This is a genomic window from Streptomyces sp. NPDC058051 (genome assembly GCF_042885475.1).
Lineage (GTDB): Bacteria > Actinomycetota > Actinomycetes > Streptomycetales > Streptomycetaceae > Streptomyces.
Map to the genome: position 1 here is coordinate 1 of NZ_JBHVRW010000002.1, position 19622 is coordinate 19622.

Genomic DNA, 19622 nt, shown 5'->3' on the forward strand with positions numbered 1-19622 from the left:
CCCCGGTCCGGTTCGGAAGCGAACCGGACCGGGGCTCCCTCATGGGGTCAGGCCCCTCGCGATCCCGTTCCCGGGGGCAGCGCCGCGGGCTGGGCCCGGCCGGAGTGCCGGCCCACCCGCTGCCAGTTGCCGAGAGTGCCGGTGTGCGTGCTCGGGCCGCTGCCGTGCCCGGTCGGTCCGCTGTGCGCGGACAGCCCTGTGGAGAGCCCCGAACGGCCGCTGAACGGGAGTCGGCTGCCGAAGAAGCTGGTGCTGAAGGCAACGAATCCGAGATCCTCCTCGCCACTCCGATCACCCGGCAGCGCCCGGAACGACCGGCGGTACTCGGAGTACAGCGCGTCGTAGATCGGGGTGGGGGACTGACCGTCCGAAGGATCCTGCGAGGGCCGCATGGAAGGGATCGGGCTCGGGCGCTGTGAGGAGGAGTCGTATGCGTGCACGTATGTGCCAACGACCCCACCGTCCGTCGGATGCGGCCCCGGCGGAGAAATAGCTGTTCGCCGCAGGTGCGAGAGGCCGACGGACATGATCAGGTCCCGGCCAGCGGCATCGCCGCGGCAACCAGGAGCCCGGCGGTGGAGGCCCTGTCCAACGCGTCGCGCAGCAGGTCCTCGCGGGGCTGCTGGCCGATCGCCCCCGCCGGGGCGGCGTACACGAGCACGGTCTGCGACTTGTTGGCCGCGGTTCGCCAGCCCTCCGTGACCTGGAGCGGAGCGTGCGCCTGCCACCAGGCCATCGGGGCGCCGCCGTCGATGCCGGGCTGGAGCACGGCATGCAGCCGGCCCACGGCCAGCAGGATTGACCAGCCGTGCAGCACCGAAGGCATCTGGTCCATCCGGTGGACGGGATGGAAGCCCTGTTCCAGCAGCAGCTGGAGGAATTCGTCGCCCCGGCTGCCGTCCGTGCCCGGGCGCGCGATCGCGCCGGTCGGCTCGACGACGAGGGCCGGGTGGAGTTCGTCGTCGATCAGGACGAGTCCGCTGGTGATCCCGAGGACGGCCTGTTCGGGGCTGATCCCCTCCGGCTGTCCGGGGTGCTCCTGGTGCTCCTGGTGCTCCGCTTCGCCGTCGCCGGTGATGCTGCGTACGGCACCCTGCAACTGCTCCTCGGCGACCTGGACGACCTGCGAGGGAATGCAGGTCGCGTGGGCGAAGGCGAGGACCGCGGTCTCGTCGCCGACGAAGAGCACCGTGCTGGTGCGTTCCTGTTCGGAGTCGCCGGGGGTGCGGCAGGACGTGCAGTCGTAGCTGCCTGGGGTGTTGTCGCCGACGAGCAGCCGGTCGGCTTCGGCGTCGCCGATCTCGGCACGTACGTCCTCGCTGACGTCGAGCATGCGCGGCACGGGTGGCTCCTCGAACTCGGTGCGTGCGCCGGGCGCTTCCCGGCTCATGAAGAAGACAACGGGCGATCCGCAGCCGGGGTCACGCGGGAAGGGGAACGTAATCGAACCATCCGGCGCAGAGGGTGAATCTCGCGACGTGGGTAGCCGATTACATCCATTTTCTCCCGATTGGCCGTGCGGTGATGTGGTCGACTCGGTCATGGGCCGGTTCGCCGATACGTCGATAAATCGGGAAAGAAGGTGAGTGTGCAGATGGCTGAAACTGGTCGATTCCCGGAGTGAACCACCGGCGGAACCTCGTCGTCATGGCAAGTGGCGTTCACCGCCGAACCGCTGAACCGGGAGATCTGGCGTTCCATGCACATTTCTTTCCTGCTCCACAACGCCTACGGAGTCGGAGGCACGATCCGCACGACGTTCAACCTCGCCGGGGCGCTGGCCGGACACCATGACATCGAGATCGTCTCGGTCTTCCGGCACCGCGACGTCCCCGCGCTGGGCGCTCCCGAAGGGGTGCGCCTGAGCCACCTCGTCGACCTGCGCAAGAAGAGCCCGGACTACGACGGGGACGTGGCCGAACACGCCCGGCCCGCAACCGTGTTCCCGCGCGGCGACAGCAGATACCGCCAGTACAGCAGGCTGACCGACGCGCGGGTGGCGGACCATCTGCGTTCCCTGGACGCGGACGTCGTCGTCGGAACCCGCCCCGGACTCAATGTGCAGATCAGCAGGCAGGCCCGGCGCGGTCCGGTCCGGATCGGGCAGGAACACCTCACCCTGGACAGCCACAGCTACCGGCTGCGCCGCGAGCTGAGCCACCGCTACGCCCTGCTCGACGCGATCACCACCGTCACCGAGGCGGACGCCCGCGCCTACCGGAGCGGGCTCAAGCTGCCGGGCGTGCGGATCGAGTCCATCCCCAACAGCGTGCCCGCGCCGACGATCGCGCCCGCCGACGGCGACAGCAAGTGGGTGATCGCCGCAGGCCGGTTGCACAAGGTCAAGCGGTACGACCTGCTCGTCCGGGCGTTCGCCGACGTGGTCGCCGTCCGCCCGGACTGGCGCCTGCGCATCTACGGGGGTGGCGACGCGACCGGGAACGAACGCCGGCCACTGCTCGCGCTCATCGCCGAACTCGGCCTGCACAACCATGTGTTCCTGATGGGATCGGTCAACCCGCTGGAGGCCGAGTGGCCCAAGGCGGCGATCGCCGCGGTCACTTCGGACCGCGAGTCCTTCGGCATGACCATCGTCGAGGCGATGCGCTGCGGTCTGCCGGTCGTCGCCACCGACTGCCCGCACGGCCCCCGCGAGATCATCGAGGACGGCACCGACGGGCGGCTGGTCCCGGTCGGTGACCGGGCGGCGGTGGCCCAGGCCCTGCTCGGCCTGATCGACGACGACGAAGCGCGCCACCGCTCGGGCCGCGCCGCGCTGGCCGCGTCGCGGCGGTTCGATCCCGCACGGATCGCCGAACGCCACGAGCGGCTCTTCACCGACCTCGCCTCCCGCGCCCCGCACAGGCGTGCGCAGGGCGCACTTCGCAGCACACTGCACCTCGCCCGGGGGGCCGTGCTGGACGGGGCGTACGCCCTGCGGTACAAGGCGGCCGACATCATCCGCAAGGGGAAGCCCGCATGACCGTCTCCGCAGCGCGACAGACACCACGAGCCGACTGCACCGCGGGTGACGACGGCAGGATCACCTTCGACCTGGACCTGGACCTCGACCGAGACCTCGACCGCGACCTCGACCGCGACCTCGACCGAGACCTCGGCCGCGGTCGCCGCGAGGCCACGGCGCTGCCCGAACTCCTTCTCCGACGGCGCGGAGCCAAGGGCACAGGCGGCGACGGCGACACCCTGCGGCTGCCCCTGGGCCCGCTGGACGGGGGACGGCTGCGAGCGGTGCTCCCCGGCACCGTGGCGCCCGCCGAAGGCCGATGGGACGTCTATGTGGGCGACCCGGGTGCCGACGTCGAAGGGGCGGTGGCCGTCGAGCCCGGCATCAGGGACGTGCGGCTCCTCATGGACCGGGCACCGGAGGCCGAACGGGTCGCGGTCCGGATCCCGTACCCGACCGCCGACGGCCGGCTCGCCGTGCGCTGCTGGACCCGCTCACCGCACGCCGAGGCCGGGCCGCTCACCTTCGACGGGGGCCGGATGACCGTCGAAGGTGTGCTGTACGGGATCCGCCTCGGTGACGACGCCCGCGTCGAGGCGCGACTGGCCGGCGCCCCCGACCGGGTCTGCCGGGTGCCGGCCGTGGGTGCCGGGGGGCAGGACACGTTCTCCTTCACGGTTCCGTTCGACCGGCTGCACGCCGGACCGGCCACCGAGCCGCACCTGTGGACGCTCTGGCTGGTTCCCGCGACGGGCACCGGGGAACCGGCCGAGGGAGTGCGCATCGCGCGCATCCTCGACGATGTCTGGGACCGCAGGAACAGCTTCGTGTACCCGGGCCACAGCGCCGGCCCGGGCACCCGAGCAGTCCCTTGCTACTCGGCGGACAACGACCTGTGCGTGCGGATCGAACCCGTTCCCGCGCGGGGACGGTAGACCGCGGGGCGGTGGACCGGGGGACGGCAGTCTGCCGGGCGGCGCGGCACACCGCGGGGACGGCGAGCCGGCGCCCGGTTGCGGACGCGAGCTGTCCGCAACCCCTGGCAGACTCACGCCATGTTGGAGACCTCGGCACGACTGCTCCGTCTGCTCTCCCTGCTCCAGACCCACCGGGACTGGTCGGGCACCGATCTCGCCGAACGGCTCGACGTCACTCCGCGGACCGTCCGGCGTGATGTCGACAAACTGCGCGAGCTGGGCTACCCGGTCCACGCCAGCCCCGGCACCGGCGGCGGATACCGGCTCGGCGCCGGTGCGCGGCTGCCGCCGCTCCTCCTCGACGACGAGGAGGCCGTCGCGGTCACCGTCGGGCTGCGCACCGCGGCGGGCCATGGCGTCGAGGGCATCGGCGAGACCTCCGTGCGGGCCCTGGCCAAGCTCGAACAGGTGCTGCCGGACCGGCTTCGGCGCCGGGTGAACGCCCTGAACACCTTCACCGTGCCGTTGCTCCGCGGTCCCGCTGTGTCCAGCGCGGATCCGGGGGTCCTCACCGAACTGGCCGGAGCCTGCCGGGACAGCGAGCGGCTGCGCTTCGCCTACCGGGACCACTCCGGCTCCGTATCGCGCCGCAGCGTCGAGCCGCACCGGCTGGTGTGCACCGAGCGCCGCTGGTATCTCGTCGCCTGGGACCTCGACCGCGCGGACTGGCGCACGTTCCGCGCCGACCGCATCACGCCCACGCCGCCGCACGGCCCTCGATTCGTCCCCCGTGACGCGCCGGCCGAGGACCTGGCCGCCTATGTCTCGAAGGGGATCTCCACCGCCGTGTACGCCGCCCGCGCGGTGATCCGGCTGAAGACGGGCATCGAGCGCGCGGCCGAACGGCTCTCGCCGTTTGCCGGGGTGCTGGAGGCGGACGGCGCCGACAGCTGTCTGCTGCTCACCGGGGCGTCGTCCCTCGACGTGCTGGTCGTCCACGTCATGCTGCTGGGCATCGACTTCGAGGTCGTCGAACCACCGGAGCTCAAGGACGCGATCCGGGAGGCCAGGGACCGGCTCTCCCGGGCCCTGGGCTGAGAGCCTGTCTGGTGGCGTCTGATCGGGGGCCACGCCCTGGCACGCACGCTTCCGGCGTTGCCGGGAGGGCCCAGTAGCTCCGCTGGGGCCCCCAGCGCCTTGGCACCGCCCGCACCGTGCCGCGTCCGCACTCCGGCCGAAGGTCACCCGACAGGCTCTGAGTGGCGTCCACCGACGCCTCCGCGCGGGGCCGGTTCGCGGATGTCCGCTATACGGGCGGTAGTGGGGCGGTGGTCCCGCGCGGGCACGGATTTTGTGACCAGAGGATAAGGCTGCCATAAGGAAGCGTGAATTCCCGGTGTCATGTCCGTTTGCGGGAGCTGTTCGGCGCGGTAATTCCGACGGTTCGGAAGGGGTTGTTTTCTTTTGTTTTCCGGCTTCCCGAATGATCGTTTCCCGGGCGGTGTGATTACTGTCCGTCCGGTCGTTGGACCAGGTGTTCGGGTGGTGTGACGCGCGCGCCGCGCGTGTCGTGATCCTGTGACACAAGCGTGACCGCCAGGGGACGTGAGGATGCGGTGCGGCGGTCGGTGCCCCGGCTTCCGCCCTGGTCCGCGCCCGCCTACGGTGAGAGGTATGGCATCCATACCGAGCCCTTCCGCCCAGCCCGACGACACGCCCGGCGCGTATGTCGGCCTCGCCGCCGACGCGGCCGAACAGCGGGCCCGCCGGCGCGGCTGGAGCACCGTCAGATCCCTGCCACCGGGCGCGATCATCACCATGGAGTTCCTGAGCGGGCGGATCAACTTCGAGGTCGACGACGCCGTCGTCATCCGCTGCTGGGTGGGCTGAGGTCCTCGCGTCCCCTCCCCTGCACAGGTGAAGGCCCCGACTTCGGTCGGGGCCTTCACCTGTGCAGGGGAGGGGCTGTGCGTATCCGCCCCGCTGTTCCGGGGAGTGGTCAGCCGCCCGTCATCGGGCGGGCCGGCGTAGTGCCGCCGCGTGGCGTACGGTCCGCGTGCGGCGGGCGGCGACTGCCGACCGGGGTGACCGGGGTCCTCTCCGAGCGCACCAGATGTGTCGGATGCGGCGGAGGGGCGGGGTGTGCGCGTACCCGGCCGGCCGTGACCGTGCCCGTCGTGGCCGCCGGGTGTCCTCCCGAGGCGACCGGCTCCAGGACCGGGCTCTGAGCCACGGCGCCGTCGCCGTCCGGCTGCGGGACCGGAACGGTCCGGGGGCCTCCGGCCGCGACGGGCACGGAAGGTACGGGACGGGGGCGTCCCCGCAGGCTCTCGCGCTGGGCGAAGATCCAGGCCTCGGCCCGGGTGATCAGCGGCTCGACCCAGGGCAGGCCCAGCAGGATCAGCAGTCCCGCGACCCAGCCCAGCAGTACGTCGCTGAGCCAGTGCGTGCCGAGGTAGACGGTCGTGAGGCCGACACCGAGCGAGACGATCGCCGACGTGGCCGACAGATAGCGCCTGGCGCGCGGGGTGGTGGCCAGATAGGCGAGGATTCCCCAGGTCACGACGGCGTTGGCGGTGTGGCCCGAAGGAAATATATCGCCGCCGGCGAAGAGCTCCGCGGAGCCGATCTGGGTCGCGTAGTGCGGCCCGAGCCGCCCCAGGCCGATCTTGACCGCACCGACCGTCACATTGAGCAGCAGCAGCGAGGCGCCGAGCGTCAGCAGGGGCCGCAGGGTGTGCTGCCGCCAGGAGCGCCAGCCGAGCCAGCAGGCGACCATGGTGGCGGTGGGGCCGCGCTGGCCGAGCACGACGTAGTAATCGAGGAAGGCGTGGATCTCCGGCCACTGCTGGTACGGCCGGAAGAGCATGACCTTCCAGTCCAGGGCCACCAGCCAGGAAGAGATCAGCACGGCGATGACGATGGCGAGATAGAACGCCAACGTCCCGCAGAAGAGAGCGATGCGGTGACGGCTCATCCGCGGCGGCTCCATCTTCGGCGGCTCCGGCTCCCGGTCCAGGCGGGCAAAGATGTCGGTACGCACCCAATCGACGTTACAGCGAGTGAGTGCGTGAACAGGCCGATCCGGTCTCTTTGTGATGACGATGTGATGTGGACTATGTCTCGGCCGGGCCTTAATTCATGGCCGCGAGAAGCGTATCGCCGCGTTTTCACGCCCTTGTTTTCGCGCTTGTTTCGGAAGGGTGTTTGGGTGCGGACATAAAGGCCCGGGAGGTGCCGGTATGAATTTATCCGGCCCCTGGGGCGAGGAAAACGGACGGTGCTCGTTCGATCACCGAACGCTCCCTGTGCGGGCCCGGCGCGTGTCACAGGGGTCACGGCGAGTACCTTCTGTGCCGGGTACGGGGGTCGTCCGTGCAGGTCCGGGCGACAGGCGGGCGTGGCGTACACCACACTTCGCGGCCCGTCGGGGTATGAGGTGGACCACGTGTGGGTGTTCCGAACTCGCGTACGCTGACGGATCACTCGCCCGTCGATGCCGGGCCCCGAGGGGGCAGCGAACCGCTGTGCCCCCGGCTGGCCCGCCGAGCGCGAGGGACCTTTTGGGAGGTACATGCATGTCCGGGACGACCACAGTCCGATTCCGGCTGCGCCCAGCAGCCGACGGTGCCCATCGATGGGTCGTCCTGGTCGTCCTCTGCCTCAGCCTGCTGCTCGTCGCGCTCGATGCGACCGTGCTCCATGTGGCCGTCCCCGCCGTCACCGAGGACCTGCGGCCCAGCGCCGCCGGTCTGCTCTGGATCGTGGACGCCTACCCGCTGGTCTGCGCCTCGCTGCTGATCCTCTTCGGCACGCTCGGTGACCGGGTCGGCCGACGGCGCGTCCTGCTCCTGGGCTACGCCCTCTTCGGCGTGGCCTCCGCCCTCGCCGCGATGGCCGACAGCCCCGGCGTACTCATAGCGGCACGTGCCCTGCTCGGTGTCGGCGGGGCGATGATCATGCCTGCGACGCTGTCGATCCTCCGGCAGGTCTTCCCCGACCGGCGCGAACGGGCCATGGCGATCGGCGTCTGGTCCGCGGTCGCCGCCGTCGGAGCGGCCACCGGACCCGTCATGGGCGGCTTCCTCGTCGAGCACTTCTGGTGGGGCTCGGTCTTTCTGATCAACGTTCCGCTGATGGCTCTGGTCCTGCCGGTCGGCCGCCTGCTGCTCCCCGAGTCGCGCGGCAGCAGCGACGGCCCGTGGGATGTGCTCGGTGCGCTGATGGCGGCGGCGGGCATGCTCGGCGTGGTCCTCGGGGTGAAGCGGGCCGGTACCGGCGAGGGGCTGCTGAGCCCGGGCACTCTGGCTTCGCTGCTGACCGGGGCCGTACTGCTCATCGCCTTCGTGCGCCGCCAGAGGCGTCGCGCGCATCCGCTGATCGACATCGGCATGTTCACCAGGCCCGCCTTCTCCACCGCGGTGGGCTGCATCGTCCTTGCCATGCTGGCCCTGGTCGGGCTGGAACTGATAGCCGTGCAGTACCTCCAGCTCGTCCTCGGTCTGAGCCCGCTCCAGACCGGTCTGCGGCTGCTGCCGCTCACCTTCGCGGCCATGGCCGCGGGCGCCACCGGCTCGTACACCCTGCGCCGCGTGGGACCGCGCCGGATGGTCGGCTGGGGCTTCGTGCTCACGGCCGTCTCCGTGCTGATCCTGACCGCGATGGGGCAGCACGACCGGCCCGGCCTGCTGACCGCGGCCTTCGTCGCACTCGGCTTCGGTCTCCAGACCACGCTCTTCGGGGCGTACGAATCCATGCTCAGCGAGGCCCCCGCCGACCGGGCCGGCGGCGCCGCCGCGATCGGCGAGACCTCCTATCAGCTGGGCGCGGGCATGGGGATCGCCCTGCTCGGCAGTGTCATGAACGCCGCCTACACCCCCGGACTCGCCAAGCTTCCGCAGGAGGGGGTTTCCGCCGGGGACGGCGCGGCCGCCGCCCGCTCGCTGGGCGAGGCGTACCAGGTGGCGGACCGGCTCGGCGGATCGCTCGGCGAGGTGCTGCGCTCCGCGGCCCGTCACTCCTTCATCACCGGCCTGCATGTCACGCTGCTGGTCAGCGCGGCGTTGCTGCTGCTCGGAGCGCTCGCCGCAGTCCGGCTGCCGCGGGCGATGGAGTGCCCGGCGCCGGATGTCGACGCGTCCGAACGGGGCGGTGCGGTCGCGGTGCGGGATGTCGACGTGTCCGAACGGGGCGGTGCGGTCGCGGTGCGGGATGTCGACGTGTCCGAACGGGACGGTGCGGTCGCGGCGCCGGATGTCGACGCGTCCGAACGGGACGGTGCGGTCGCGGTGCGGGATGTCCACGCGTCCGAACAGGGAGTGGAGATCGCGGTGCGCGACGTCCGCGGTCCGAACGAGGCGTCCGCCGCCGGTCGCGCCCAGCGGTCGCGCCCGATACCCGGGGGGCGCCGACCCGCGGAGGCGACCGGCTCTGGACGGGCGGGACACTGAGCCGTAACGTCGGCACGACGCTGTAACTATCACTGCTAGTTTTAGCATCGTGCGAGCCGCCGGAGGCGCCCTCATGTCCGCTCCTGAGTCCTCGAAGCTCCCGCCCTTCGATCCCGCCGACCCGATCGGCATCGACGACCTGCTCGGCGCCGAGGACCTCGCCATCCGCGACACCGTCCGCGACTGGGCCGCCGACCGCGTTCTGCCGCACATCGCCGAGTGGTACGAGAACGGCGAACTGCCCGGCATCCGCGAGCTGGCCCGCGAACTCGGTTCGCTCGGCGCCCTCGGGATGTCCCTGCACGGATACGGCTGCGCCGGTGCCGGCGCGGTCCAGTACGGGCTGGCCTGCCTGGAACTCGAAGCGGCCGACTCGGGCATCCGTTCCCTGGTCTCCGTACAGGGGTCGCTCGCCATGTACGCCATCCACCGCTTCGGGTCCGAGGAGCAGCGCCGGCAGTGGCTGCCGGGCATGGCGGCCGGCGAGATCATCGGCTGCTTCGGCCTCACCGAGCCGGACCACGGCTCGGACCCGGCCGGGATGCGGACGTACGCCAGGCGGGACGGCGAGGACTGGGTGCTCACCGGGCGCAAGATGTGGATCACCAACGGCTCGGTCGCCGGGGTCGCCGTCGTCTGGGCGCAGACCGGCGAGGGCGGGGGCGAGGGCGGCGGAATCCGCGGATTCGTCGTACCGACCGACACCCCGGGTTTCTCGGCGCCCGAGATCAAGCACAAGTGGTCCCTGCGCGCCTCGGTCACCAGCGAGCTGGTCCTCGACGGGGTACGGCTGCCCGCCGATGCCGTACTCCCGGGGGCCGCCGGTCTGCGCGGTCCGCTCAGCTGTCTCAGCCATGCCCGGTACGGCATCGTCTGGGGAGCCATGGGCGCGGCGCGTGCCTGCTTCGAGTCGGCCCTCGACCACGCGAGGACCCGGGAGCAGTTCGGCAGGCCGATCGGTGGCTTCCAGCTCACCCAGGCCAAGCTCGCCGACATGGCCGTGGAACTGCACAAGGGCATCCTGCTCGCCCATCATCTGGGCCGGCGGATGGACGCGGGCAGGCTCCGCCCGGAACAGGTCAGTTTCGGAAAGCTCAACAACGTGCGGGAGGCGATCGAGATCTGCCGCACCTCGCGCACGATCCTCGGCGCCAACGGGATCTCGCTGGAGTACCCGGTGATGCGCCACGCGACGAACCTGGAGTCGGTGCTCACCTACGAAGGGACCGTGGAGATGCACCAGCTGGTGCTGGGCAAGGCGCTCACCGGCCTTGACGCGTTCCGGTAGACCGGTCCGGCGAGCGCCCTGCTCAGCTCTGGTTGAAGAAGCCGTCGGCCGGCCGGCCGGCGGCTTCGCCGCTGACCACCTGGGTGTCGGCCGGGGTCAGCAGGAAGACCCGGGTGGCCACGCGCTCGATCGAGCCGCGCAGTCCGAAGGTCAGTCCCGCGGCGAAGTCCACGACACGCTTGGCGTCGGCGGGGTCCATGGTCGTGAGGTTGACGATCACCGGGACGCCGTCCCGGAAGAGCTCCCCGATGGCCCGCGCGTCCCGGAAGCTGTCCGGGGTGACGGTGGCGATCCGGCGGCCCGTCTCCTCGGCCGCCTCGGAGGCCACCTGTACGCGAGGGTCCGTCACCCAGGCCTGACCGGTCCCGGTCTGCGCGCCCTCGGCGTACTCGTCGTCGTCGTAGTACCGCTCGTCGTTGTCCTCTACGAGGCCCAGCCAGGCACTCGCCTTGCGCACCGATCCCATGGACGCCTCCTCTCACCGCGGTTCCGTGGTGTTCCGCATCTCTTTCGTATCCCTATGGTCGTCCATGATGCGGATCGTGCGCCAAGTGGATAGTCGGCGCGCAGGGGATTCGTGACGGTACTGGTGCAGAAGACGTGGCGATTCGTCAAGGTTCCTCCTGCATCCGGGACCTGAAGGAAAGAAAATATGATGCACCGGTCCGTATGGGTGGTGCGGGGGGCGTACGGGTGAACGGGGCACTCGATACGATGCGCGTCGAGCACGCGCACGAGCGTGGCGTGCGAATGAACGACTCTCGGGGGATCGTCGTGTTCGGAATCGTCAGGCCCTGCGTCCATCGGCTGTCCGAGGGGCTCAGGACCGAGTGGATGGCCCATCTCTGCGGACTCTGCCTCGCACTCCGCTCCGACCACGGGCAGTTCGCCCGGATCGTCACGAACTATGACGGCCTGATCGTCTCGGTCCTGACGGAGGCTCAGTCGCCGCGCACCACCGGCCGACGACGCACCGCGGGGCCCTGTCCGCTGCGAGCCATGCGGACCGCCCCGGTCGCCCGCGGTGAGGGGGCCAGGCTGGCCGCCGCCGTCTCCCTGGTGCTGGCCTCGGCGAAGGTACGGGACCACGTCGCCGACGGGGACGGCCTGTTGAAGCGCCGCCCGGTCGCCGCCGCCGCGCGCCGGGTCGCCGCCGGCTGGGACCGCGCCGGAGCGCGCACCGGCGCTCAGCTCGGCTTCGACACCGCGCTGCTCGTCGACGCCGTCGACCGGCAGACCGGCATCGAGCTGCTCGCCGGGCCGGGCACCCCGCTGCTCGCCGTCACCGAACCCACCGAGACCGCCACCGCGGCCGCCTTCGCCCACACCGCGATACTCGCGGGCATGCCGCGGAACGCCGAGCCGCTGTCGGAGGCGGGCCGCCTCTTCGGGCGCCTGGCGCATCTGCTGGATGCCGTGGAGGACCAGGAGGCTGACGCCGCGTCGGGTGCCTGGAACCCGCTCACCGCGACGGGCACCTCGCGGGCCGAGGCCCGGCGGCTCTGCGACGACGCGCTGCGTGGCGTGCGGCTGGCGCTGCGCGACGCGGAGTTCACCGACGGCACGCTGACCCATGTGCTGCTGGTGCACGAACTGCGCCAGTCGGTGGACCGGGCGTTCGGCACCACGACGTGCTCACACCGGGCGGGAGGCGCGGACGCCGACGGAGCCGGCTTTCCGTCAGGTGCGCGTCACACCGGGGCCTTCGGGCCTCCGCCCGGCAATCCGTACGCCCCGTCCCCCGGCGGTCCCGCGGGCCCGCCGCAGCCCCCGCCCGAGCCGCCGCGCGACCGGCGCGGGCTGATCGCGGGCTGCCTGGTGTGGGCGGGACTGGCCTGCACCTGCCAGATGTGCTGCGGAACCTTCAACGATCCGTGGAGCCATCAGAGCCGCGAGGGGCTGTGCCAGCAGTGCGACTGCGGCGACTGCTGCGAGGTGTGTGACTGTTGCAGCAACTGCGGGGACTGCTGCGATTCATGCGACTGCTGCGACTGCGGGTGCGACTGCAGCTGCTGAGGCAGGGCCGCGCAGGCCGGAACCGCGACGTCCCCCCGGGCGTCGCGGCCCCGGCAGAATGTTCCGGCGCGGGCACGGACGCGGCCCCGGCGCGCGTCGGATCACTTGATCTCGGGCGGCGAGATCTGCGAGGTCTCGATCGAGGACTCGCTGATCCCCCACTTCTTCAGGATCCGGTCGTAGGTGCCGTCCGCCTTGAGGCCGTTCACCGCGGCCTGGAACGCGGGCGCCAGCGGCGTGCCCTTCTTGAAGGCGAAGCCCACGTCGAGGCGCTTGAACTCATTGAGGAAGCGCACGCCCTCCTGCTGGTCCACCGCGTACCGCAGCCCGTTGATCGTCGACATCAGCACATCGCTGCGACCCTGTTGGAGCGATGCCCAGGTCGCGCCCTGGTCGCTGTAGGTCTTCACCTCGTACGGCTTCTTTCCCGCGTCGGAGCACAGATGCCGGTTCTCCTCCAGCGTCACCTCGAAGGTGGTGCCCGCGCCGGTGCCCACGGTCAGCCCGCAGAGCTGGGTGAGAGCGGTGACCTTCGTCAGCTTGCTGTCGTCGCGGACCGCGAAGCCCTGGCCGTCATTGATGTACGTGACGAAGTCGATGGTCCCGAGGCGCTCCTCGGTCACCCCGAAGTTCCCCGTGCCCACGTCGTACTTCCCGCTGTCCAGGGCCGGCAGGATCGCCTCGAAGGAGGCCACCTCGCGCTTCAGCTTCAGCCCGAGTTTCCTGGCCACCGCGTCCGCGACGTCGATGTCCGTACCGGCCACCGTCCTGCCGTCGTCGAGGTAGGTGGAGGTGGGCGGACTGCCGACGCTGGAGGCGATGGTCAGGGTGCCGGAGGCGCGGACACCGGCGGGCAGCAGTTTCGCCGCGGCCTCGTCCTTGTGCACCGACGACACCACATCCGTCGTCGGGACCTTCCCCTTGGCCGCGGTCCCGGCGGCGCCGGCCGGCGCGTCCGCCGGATCGCCCGACCCGCACGCGGTGAGGGCGAGAGTGGCGACGGTGATCAGCGCGAAGGCAGCGGAGTGCCGGGTTCGGGGCATGAGGCGTGGTTCTCCAGGGTCGTCGGCCGTGCACGGGCACGCCGGCGCGCCCGCGGGGCAGCGCGCGGCGGCACCATGGCCGTGGCGAAGGACATCGGCGGAGCGGGAAACGGTGGGGCGAGGGGAGGGTGGAGCGGTGTTGTGTACGTGAGGACACGCGGGGAACAGTGCTCAGGCGCCGCACACGGCGCGAGGCTGAGACACGGGGAACCGCAGGGGGTCAGCTCAACAGGAGGCGGACCACACGCGACCGAAGTCGATGTGGGAGCGCTTGACCAGCCACTGCTGCGAATACATGGCCCCAGTGGAACAGGCATTCGGTGACCCGTCAACTGAACTGAGACGTATGACTCACAGTGTGGACAAGCTTGACAACGGGCGGCGAACAGCGCTTACCTCGGAAGCGGACCGGTGCTGAGGGGCCCGGTCCACGTTGTGTTTCTGCTGACGGCACGCCCCGTGTTCGATCTCTGCATCCACGGAGCCCTCGCATGTCCGCGCAGACAGATGTCCGCCCCCCGTCTCCCTCCGCCCCGATCACGAAGAGCGATGGCGCCGACCGGCTCCGCATCATGCCCGTACGCCGAACGGGACAGTGGGTGGCGGCCGTTGTCGTCCTGGTGCTCCTCGCCCTGGCACTGAACTCCGTCATCCGCAACGAAGCGTTCCAGTGGGATGTCGTCGCCGAGTACTTCACCACCACCGCCGTCCTGCGCGGCCTCGGTCTCACCCTGTGGCTCACCGCACTGGTCATGGTGCTCGGATTCGCCCTCGGCACCCTCCTCGCCGTCCTCAGACTCTCCGGCAACCGCGTTCTGCAAGCGGTCAGTTGGGGATACGTCTGGCTCTTCAGATCGACCCCGATCCTGGTCCAGCTGCTGTTCTGGTTCAACATCGGCGCGCTCTACCCGGAGATCCTCGGCGTTCGTACGGTGAACCTCCTCGGCCCGGTCACGGTCGCCGTCATCGGACTCACCCTCCACGAGGCCGCGTACGCCGCCGAAGTCGTCCGCGGCGGCATCCTCTCCGTCGAACGCGGACAGATCGAGGCCGCCCAGTCGCTCGGCCTCGGCCCCTGGCGCCGGCTGCGCCGGATCGTACTGCCGCAGGCGATGCGCTCCATCGTCCCGCCCGCCGGGAACATGCTGATCGGCACCCTCAAGGGCACCTCGATCGTCAGTATCATCGCCGTACAGGACCTGCTGTACTCGGTGCAGCTCGTGTACCACCGCACCTACCAGGTCATCCCGCTGCTGCTGGTCGCCACCATCTGGTACGCCCTCGTCACCTCGCTGCTCAGCCTCGGCCAGCACCGCATCGAGCGGTACTACGCGCGCGGCACGGCGGACGCCCGATGAGCCGGACACCGGCGCTCGTCGTCATCGGCGCCGGACCGCGCGGCACCGGCCTCATCGAGCGCATCGCCGCCAACGCCCCCGGCGTGTACGGGGGCCGCCCCCTGGACATCCACCTCGTCGACCCGTACCCGCCGGGCGGCGGACGGATCTGGCGGCACGACCAGTCACCTCTGCTCTGGATGAACTCCATGGCCGAGGACGTCACGATGTTCACCGACGACACGGTCCGGCAGGAAGGGCCGACACGTCCGGGCCCCGCACTCCACACCTGGGCCGCGGACATCCGCGACGGACACCTCACACTCCCGGACGCGAGCGAAGTGTCCCCGGAACTCCTCACCGAAATAAGGACGTTGAAGGGAAGCGACTTCCCGAGCAGGCGGCTGCAGAGCGTCTATCTGCGCTGGGTGTACGAGCAGGCCGTGGCCGCGCTCCCGGAAGGCATCACCGTCCACTGGCACCGGGGCAGGGCCGTGCGCCTCACCGGTCCGCGCGAAGGCCGCCAGCACGTCTGGCTGGAAGGGCGCGACGAGCCGCTGCCCGCCGACCTCGTCGCCGTCACCATCGGTCACCTCGACGCCGAACCCGAGCCCGAACAAGCCGAGTTGTCCGACTTCGCGGCCCGGCACGGACTGGTCCACCTGCCGCCCGACTTCACCGCGGACACCGATCTGACCGACCTGCCCGCGGGCGAACCCGTCATAGTCCGGGGCTTCGGACTCGCCTTCGTCGATCTGATGGTGCTGCTCACCGAGGGCCGCGGCGGACGGTACGAGGACGGCGTGTACGTGCCGTCCGGCAGGGAACCCGTGCTCCACGTCGGATCGCGCCGGGGCGTCCCGTACCACTCCAAGATCGGCTATGCCTGGCAGGGCGAACGGCCACCGCTGCCACGCTTCCTCGCCGCGGACCGGACCGAGGCGCTGCTGAAGTCGGACGAGCCGGTCGACTTCCGGCGCGATGTGTGGCCCCATGTCGCCAAGGAGCTCGGCTACGCCCACTACCACCGGCTCTTCACCGCCCATCCCGAGCGCACCACGGGCGACTGGCCCGACTTCGAGGCGAAGTACGCCGCCGCGGACCCGGCCGGACCCGAGCTGCGCGCCCTCGTGTCCGACGCCGTCCCCGACCCTGCCGACCGGCTCGACCTGGAAGCGCTCGACCGGCCCCTGGACGGAGTGCGCTACCCGTCGTACGACGCACTGCAGGAAGGACTGCGCGGCTACATCACCGCCGATCTGGAACGCCGCCACGACCCTGAGCACAGCCCGGACCTCGCCGTCTTCCTCGGACTGCTGTCCGCCTACGGGCAGTTGATCCGGCTGGGTGACATCGGCGGCTGGTGGCACGGCTTCTTCAGCTACCTCGCCTCCGGCCCGCCAGGACCTCGGCTGCACCAGCTCCTCGCGCTCTCCCGCGCCGGTGTCGTCCGCTTCCTCGGCGCCGGAATGACCGTCGGGACCGATGAACGCCGGGGCGTCTTCCGGGCCGGCAGCGCCACCGTGCCCGGGGCACGGACGGAGGCCCGTGCCCTGGTCGAGGCCCGGCTGCCGGACCCCTCACTGGAACGCACCCGCAGCCCGCTGCTCCAGGAGCTGTACGAGGACGGGGCCGCGGCCACCGACACCGGTCTCCTCTCGGTCGATCCCGACGACGGACGGATCCTGGGCCGCGACGGCCGCCCGCACCCGCGCCGTTTCGCACTCGGCCCGTTCACCACCGCGCGCAGCGGCGGAGCGTTCACCCGTCCGCGCACCGGCGGCCCGGCCTTCCGGCAGAACGACGCCACCGCGCGCGCGGCGCTCACCTTCCTCCGGGACCTCGCCTGTAGCGACGGCTCCGCCAGGGCCTGACGCCCCCACCCCACCGTCGTATCCCCGCAGCTCAAGGACTCCGCATGTCGCTCACCAGCGATCCACCCCTCGGCACACCGGCCGCCCCGCCCACCGGCGCGCCCACCGAAGCCGGCCATGACACGCTGACCATCGTCCCCGCACGCCATCCCTGGCGCTGGGTCGCCGTCGCCGCCACCGCCGTCGTACTGGCCCAGTTCCTGCACGGCCTGATCACCAACCCCGGCTGGGAATGGGATGTCTTCGCCCAGTTCTTCACCGCCGAGACCGTTCTCAAAGCCGTCTGGGTCACCCTCCAACTGACCTTCTACGGAACGGTCCTCGGCTTCGCGCTGGGCATCGTGCTCGCCTTCATGCGGCTGTCGGCCAGCCCCTTCCTCAGCGCGGTCGCCTACGCGTACATCTGGGCGTTCCGCTCCATCCCGCTCATCGTCCAGCTGCTCTTCTGGTTCAACCTCGCCTATCTCTACAAGGAGTTGCAGTTCGGCATCCCGTTCGGGCCCGGATTCTTCTCGTTCGACACGATGCATCTGGTCGGTGCGATGAGCGCGGCCGTACTCGGACTGGCCCTGCACCAGGCCGCCTACGCGGCGGAGATCGTACGGGGCGGCGTACTGGCCGTGGACAGCGGTCAGTTGGAGGCCGCCGCCTCGCTCGGGATTCCCCGGCACCGCCGGCTGCGGCGGATCGTGCTCCCCCAGGCGATGCGCTCCATCCTGCCGAACGCCGCCAACGAGATCATCTCGCTCTTCAAGGGCACCTCGATCGTCTCCGTGATGGCGATCGGCGAACTCTTCTACCAGGTCCAGGTCGTCTACGGACGCAACGGCAGGGTCGTGCCGCTGCTGATGGTCGCGACGGTCTGGTACATCCTCCTGACCACCGTGCTCTCCGTCCTCCAGCACTACGTCGAACGTCACTACGCCAAGGGGGCCACGCGATGAGCACCACCACCGGATCCACGGACGCCATGGTCGAGATCCGTTCCGTCCACAAGAGCTTCGGCAGCCTCGAAGTGCTGCGCGGCATCGACCTGTCCGTGCGCACCGGAGAGGTGACCGTCGTCCTCGGCCCCTCCGGTTCCGGCAAGTCCACGCTCCTGCGCACCATCAATCACCTGGAGAAGGTCGACAACGGCTGGATCAGTGTCGACGGCACCCTCGTCGGCTACCGCAGGGACGGCAACAAGCTGTACGAACTGCGCGAACGCGAGGTCCTGCGGCAGCGCACCCGGATCGGCTTCGTCTTCCAGAACTTCCATCTCTTCCCCCACCTCACCGTGCTGGAGAACATCATCGAGGCCCCGGTCTCCGCGCTGGGCCGCCCGAAGAAGGAGGCCGTCGCCACCGGGGAGAAACTCCTCGCACGGGTCGGGCTGGCCGACAAGGCGGGGGCGTACCCCAGACAGCTCTCCGGCGGGCAGCAGCAGCGCGTCGCCATCGCCCGCGCGCTGGCCCTGGAACCGAAGCTGCTGCTCTTCGACGAGCCGACCTCGGCACTCGACCCCGAGCTGGTCGGTGAAGTCCTCGACGTCATCAAGGACTTGGCGCTTCAGGGCACCACGATGATCGTCGTCACGCACGAGATCGGCTTCGCCCGCGAGGTCGCCGACACCGTCGTCTTCATGGACGAGGGACGGATCGTCGAACAGGGCGCCCCCGGCGACGTGCTCGACGATCCGCAGCACGAGCGCACCCGCGCCTTTCTCTCCAAGGTTCTGTGACCCCGCCCATGTTCTCTTCGAGGAGTACGCACGTGTCCGTCCGCCGCACCCTTTCCGCCGCGCTCGCCACCCTCGCCGCCGCAGGACTGCTCACGGCCTGCGGTGCCGGTGACTCCGCCACCAATGAGGTGAAGCCCAAGGGGCAGCAGGGCACCGGCATCAATATCGGCCCCGACCAGCACCGGATCAGAGGTACGAAGGTCGACGCCATCGCGGCCGAGGTGCCCGAGGCCATTCGTGAACGGGGCACGCTGCGGCTGGGCGCGAGCGCCGATGCCTCGCCACCGCTGGGCTTCTACGCCACCGACGACAAGACCCGGATCGGCTCGGAGATCGACATAGCGACCCTGATCGCCGACACGCTCGGCCTGAAGCCCCGCTTCGAGGAGGTCTCCTGGGAGAACCTCTTCGTCGGCCTCGACAGCTCCAAGTTCGACGGAGTGCTCTCGAACGTCACCGTCACCGAGGAGCGCAAGGAGAAGTACGACTTCGCGACCTACCGGCTCGACAACATCGCCTTCGAGGCCAAGAAGGGCTCCGGCTGGACGGTGAAGGAGCCGAAGGACGTGGCGGGGAAGACGATCGCCGTCGCGTCCGGAACCAACCAGGAGAAGATCCTCGTCGACTGGAGCGAGCAGAACGTCAAGGCCGGGCGCAAGCCGGTGGACATCAAGTACTTCCAGAAGGACACCGACTACTACCTGGCCCTCCAGTCCGGCCGTATCGACGCCTACCTCGGCCCCAGCCCGTCCGCCAACTACCACGTCGCATCGGCCGGCCAGTCCGAGATCGTCGGCGCGCTGTCGGGTGCGGGCGACGGGCTCCAGGGCAAGATCGCCGCCACCACGAAGAAGGACAGCGGCCTGGTCGAGGCGTACGCGGCTGCCATCGACCACATCGTGCAGGACGGTTCGTACGCCAAGGTGCTGAAGCGCTGGGGGCTCTCCGGCGAGGCGGTCGCGAAGTCCGAGATCAACCCGCCCGGCCTGCCCAAGCCCAAGAACTGAAG

17 protein-coding genes are annotated in these 19622 nt (G+C 70.5%); 12 read left to right on the plus strand and 5 right to left on the minus strand.

The window, feature by feature from the left end:
• Positions 1–47: 47 nt before the first annotated feature.
• Entirely contained in the window at positions 48–392 is a 345-nt protein-coding gene (locus ACFVUT_RS03550) for a hypothetical protein (RefSeq protein WP_389654941.1), read from the minus strand.
• Positions 393–529: 137 nt separating this feature from the next.
• On the minus strand, positions 530–1342 hold the full coding sequence (locus tag ACFVUT_RS03555) for a hypothetical protein (RefSeq protein ID WP_389654943.1): 813 nt from the start codon (positions 1340–1342) through the stop codon (positions 530–532).
• Between the two features lie 357 nt (positions 1343–1699).
• On the opposite strand from ACFVUT_RS03555, the gene ACFVUT_RS03560 reads away from it, so the two are divergent.
• The 4 genes from ACFVUT_RS03560 to ACFVUT_RS03575 all read left to right on the plus strand — a co-directional run bounded on the left by ACFVUT_RS03560 (position 1700) and on the right by ACFVUT_RS03575 (position 5772).
• Positions 1700–2983 (plus strand): glycosyltransferase family 4 protein, encoded by a 1284-nt coding sequence (locus ACFVUT_RS03560; protein ID WP_389654945.1) that lies wholly within the window; start codon positions 1700–1702, stop codon positions 2981–2983.
• On the plus strand, positions 2980–3900 hold the full coding sequence (locus tag ACFVUT_RS03565; protein ID WP_389654947.1) for a transferase: 921 nt from the start codon (positions 2980–2982) through the stop codon (positions 3898–3900). The genes ACFVUT_RS03560 and ACFVUT_RS03565 overlap by 4 nt, the downstream gene beginning before the upstream one ends.
• A gap of 120 nt (positions 3901–4020) precedes the next feature.
• Positions 4021–4980: a helix-turn-helix transcriptional regulator gene (locus ACFVUT_RS03570; protein ID WP_389654949.1), complete on the plus strand. Its 960-nt coding sequence runs from the start codon at positions 4021–4023 to the stop codon at positions 4978–4980.
• A 576-nt stretch (positions 4981–5556) separates the two neighbouring features.
• Positions 5557–5772 carry an I78 family peptidase inhibitor gene (locus tag ACFVUT_RS03575; RefSeq protein ID WP_389654950.1) on the plus strand — a complete coding sequence of 72 codons (216 nt, stop codon included), beginning with the start codon at positions 5557–5559 and terminating at the stop codon, positions 5770–5772.
• 109 nt (positions 5773–5881) lie between these two features.
• Here ACFVUT_RS03575 and ACFVUT_RS03580 read toward each other — a convergent pair whose 3' ends face one another.
• Complete coding sequence (locus ACFVUT_RS03580; RefSeq protein ID WP_389654952.1) at positions 5882–6925, minus strand: phosphatase PAP2 family protein; 1044 nt, start codon at positions 6923–6925, stop codon at positions 5882–5884.
• 535 nt (positions 6926–7460) lie between these two features.
• Between ACFVUT_RS03580 and ACFVUT_RS03585 the strand changes: the two genes are divergently transcribed.
• Both ACFVUT_RS03585 and ACFVUT_RS03590 read left to right on the plus strand, forming a co-directional pair.
• Entirely contained in the window at positions 7461–9332 is a 1872-nt protein-coding gene (locus tag ACFVUT_RS03585) for an MFS transporter (RefSeq protein WP_389654954.1), read from the plus strand.
• Positions 9333–9405: 73 nt separating this feature from the next.
• Entirely contained in the window at positions 9406–10620 is a 1215-nt protein-coding gene (locus ACFVUT_RS03590; protein ID WP_389654956.1) for an acyl-CoA dehydrogenase family protein, read from the plus strand.
• Between the two features lie 22 nt (positions 10621–10642).
• Here ACFVUT_RS03590 and ACFVUT_RS03595 read toward each other — a convergent pair whose 3' ends face one another.
• Entirely contained in the window at positions 10643–11086 is a 444-nt protein-coding gene (locus ACFVUT_RS03595) for a cell division protein SepF (protein ID WP_389654958.1), read from the minus strand.
• Positions 11087–11370: 284 nt separating this feature from the next.
• Between ACFVUT_RS03595 and ACFVUT_RS03600 the strand changes: the two genes are divergently transcribed.
• Complete coding sequence (locus ACFVUT_RS03600) at positions 11371–12636, plus strand: DUF5685 family protein (RefSeq protein ID WP_389654960.1); 1266 nt, start codon at positions 11371–11373, stop codon at positions 12634–12636.
• Between the two features lie 101 nt (positions 12637–12737).
• Here the strand turns inward: ACFVUT_RS03600 and ACFVUT_RS03605 are convergent, their stop codons facing one another.
• Positions 12738–13679, minus strand: coding sequence for an ABC transporter substrate-binding protein (locus tag ACFVUT_RS03605; RefSeq protein ID WP_389654962.1), 942 nt, complete (start codon positions 13677–13679; stop codon positions 12738–12740).
• Between the two features lie 491 nt (positions 13680–14170).
• Between ACFVUT_RS03605 and ACFVUT_RS03610 the strand changes: the two genes are divergently transcribed.
• The 5 genes from ACFVUT_RS03610 to ACFVUT_RS03630 are packed head-to-tail and all read left to right on the plus strand — an operon-like array spanning position 14171 to position 19620.
• Positions 14171–15037, plus strand: a complete 867-nt coding sequence (locus ACFVUT_RS03610) for an amino acid ABC transporter permease (RefSeq protein WP_389654964.1) — start codon at positions 14171–14173, stop codon at positions 15035–15037.
• Entirely contained in the window at positions 15034–16890 is a 1857-nt protein-coding gene (locus ACFVUT_RS03615; RefSeq protein ID WP_389654966.1) for an FAD/NAD(P)-binding protein, read from the plus strand. The genes ACFVUT_RS03610 and ACFVUT_RS03615 overlap by 4 nt, the downstream gene beginning before the upstream one ends.
• A gap of 44 nt (positions 16891–16934) precedes the next feature.
• Positions 16935–17834 (plus strand): amino acid ABC transporter permease, encoded by a 900-nt coding sequence (locus ACFVUT_RS03620; RefSeq protein WP_389654967.1) that lies wholly within the window; start codon positions 16935–16937, stop codon positions 17832–17834.
• Positions 17835–17860: 26 nt separating this feature from the next.
• Positions 17861–18613 (plus strand): amino acid ABC transporter ATP-binding protein, encoded by a 753-nt coding sequence (locus tag ACFVUT_RS03625; protein WP_389655181.1) that lies wholly within the window; start codon positions 17861–17863, stop codon positions 18611–18613.
• Positions 18614–18645: 32 nt separating this feature from the next.
• Complete coding sequence (locus tag ACFVUT_RS03630) at positions 18646–19620, plus strand: ABC transporter substrate-binding protein (protein ID WP_389654969.1); 975 nt, start codon at positions 18646–18648, stop codon at positions 19618–19620.
• Positions 19621–19622 lie beyond the last annotated feature (2 nt).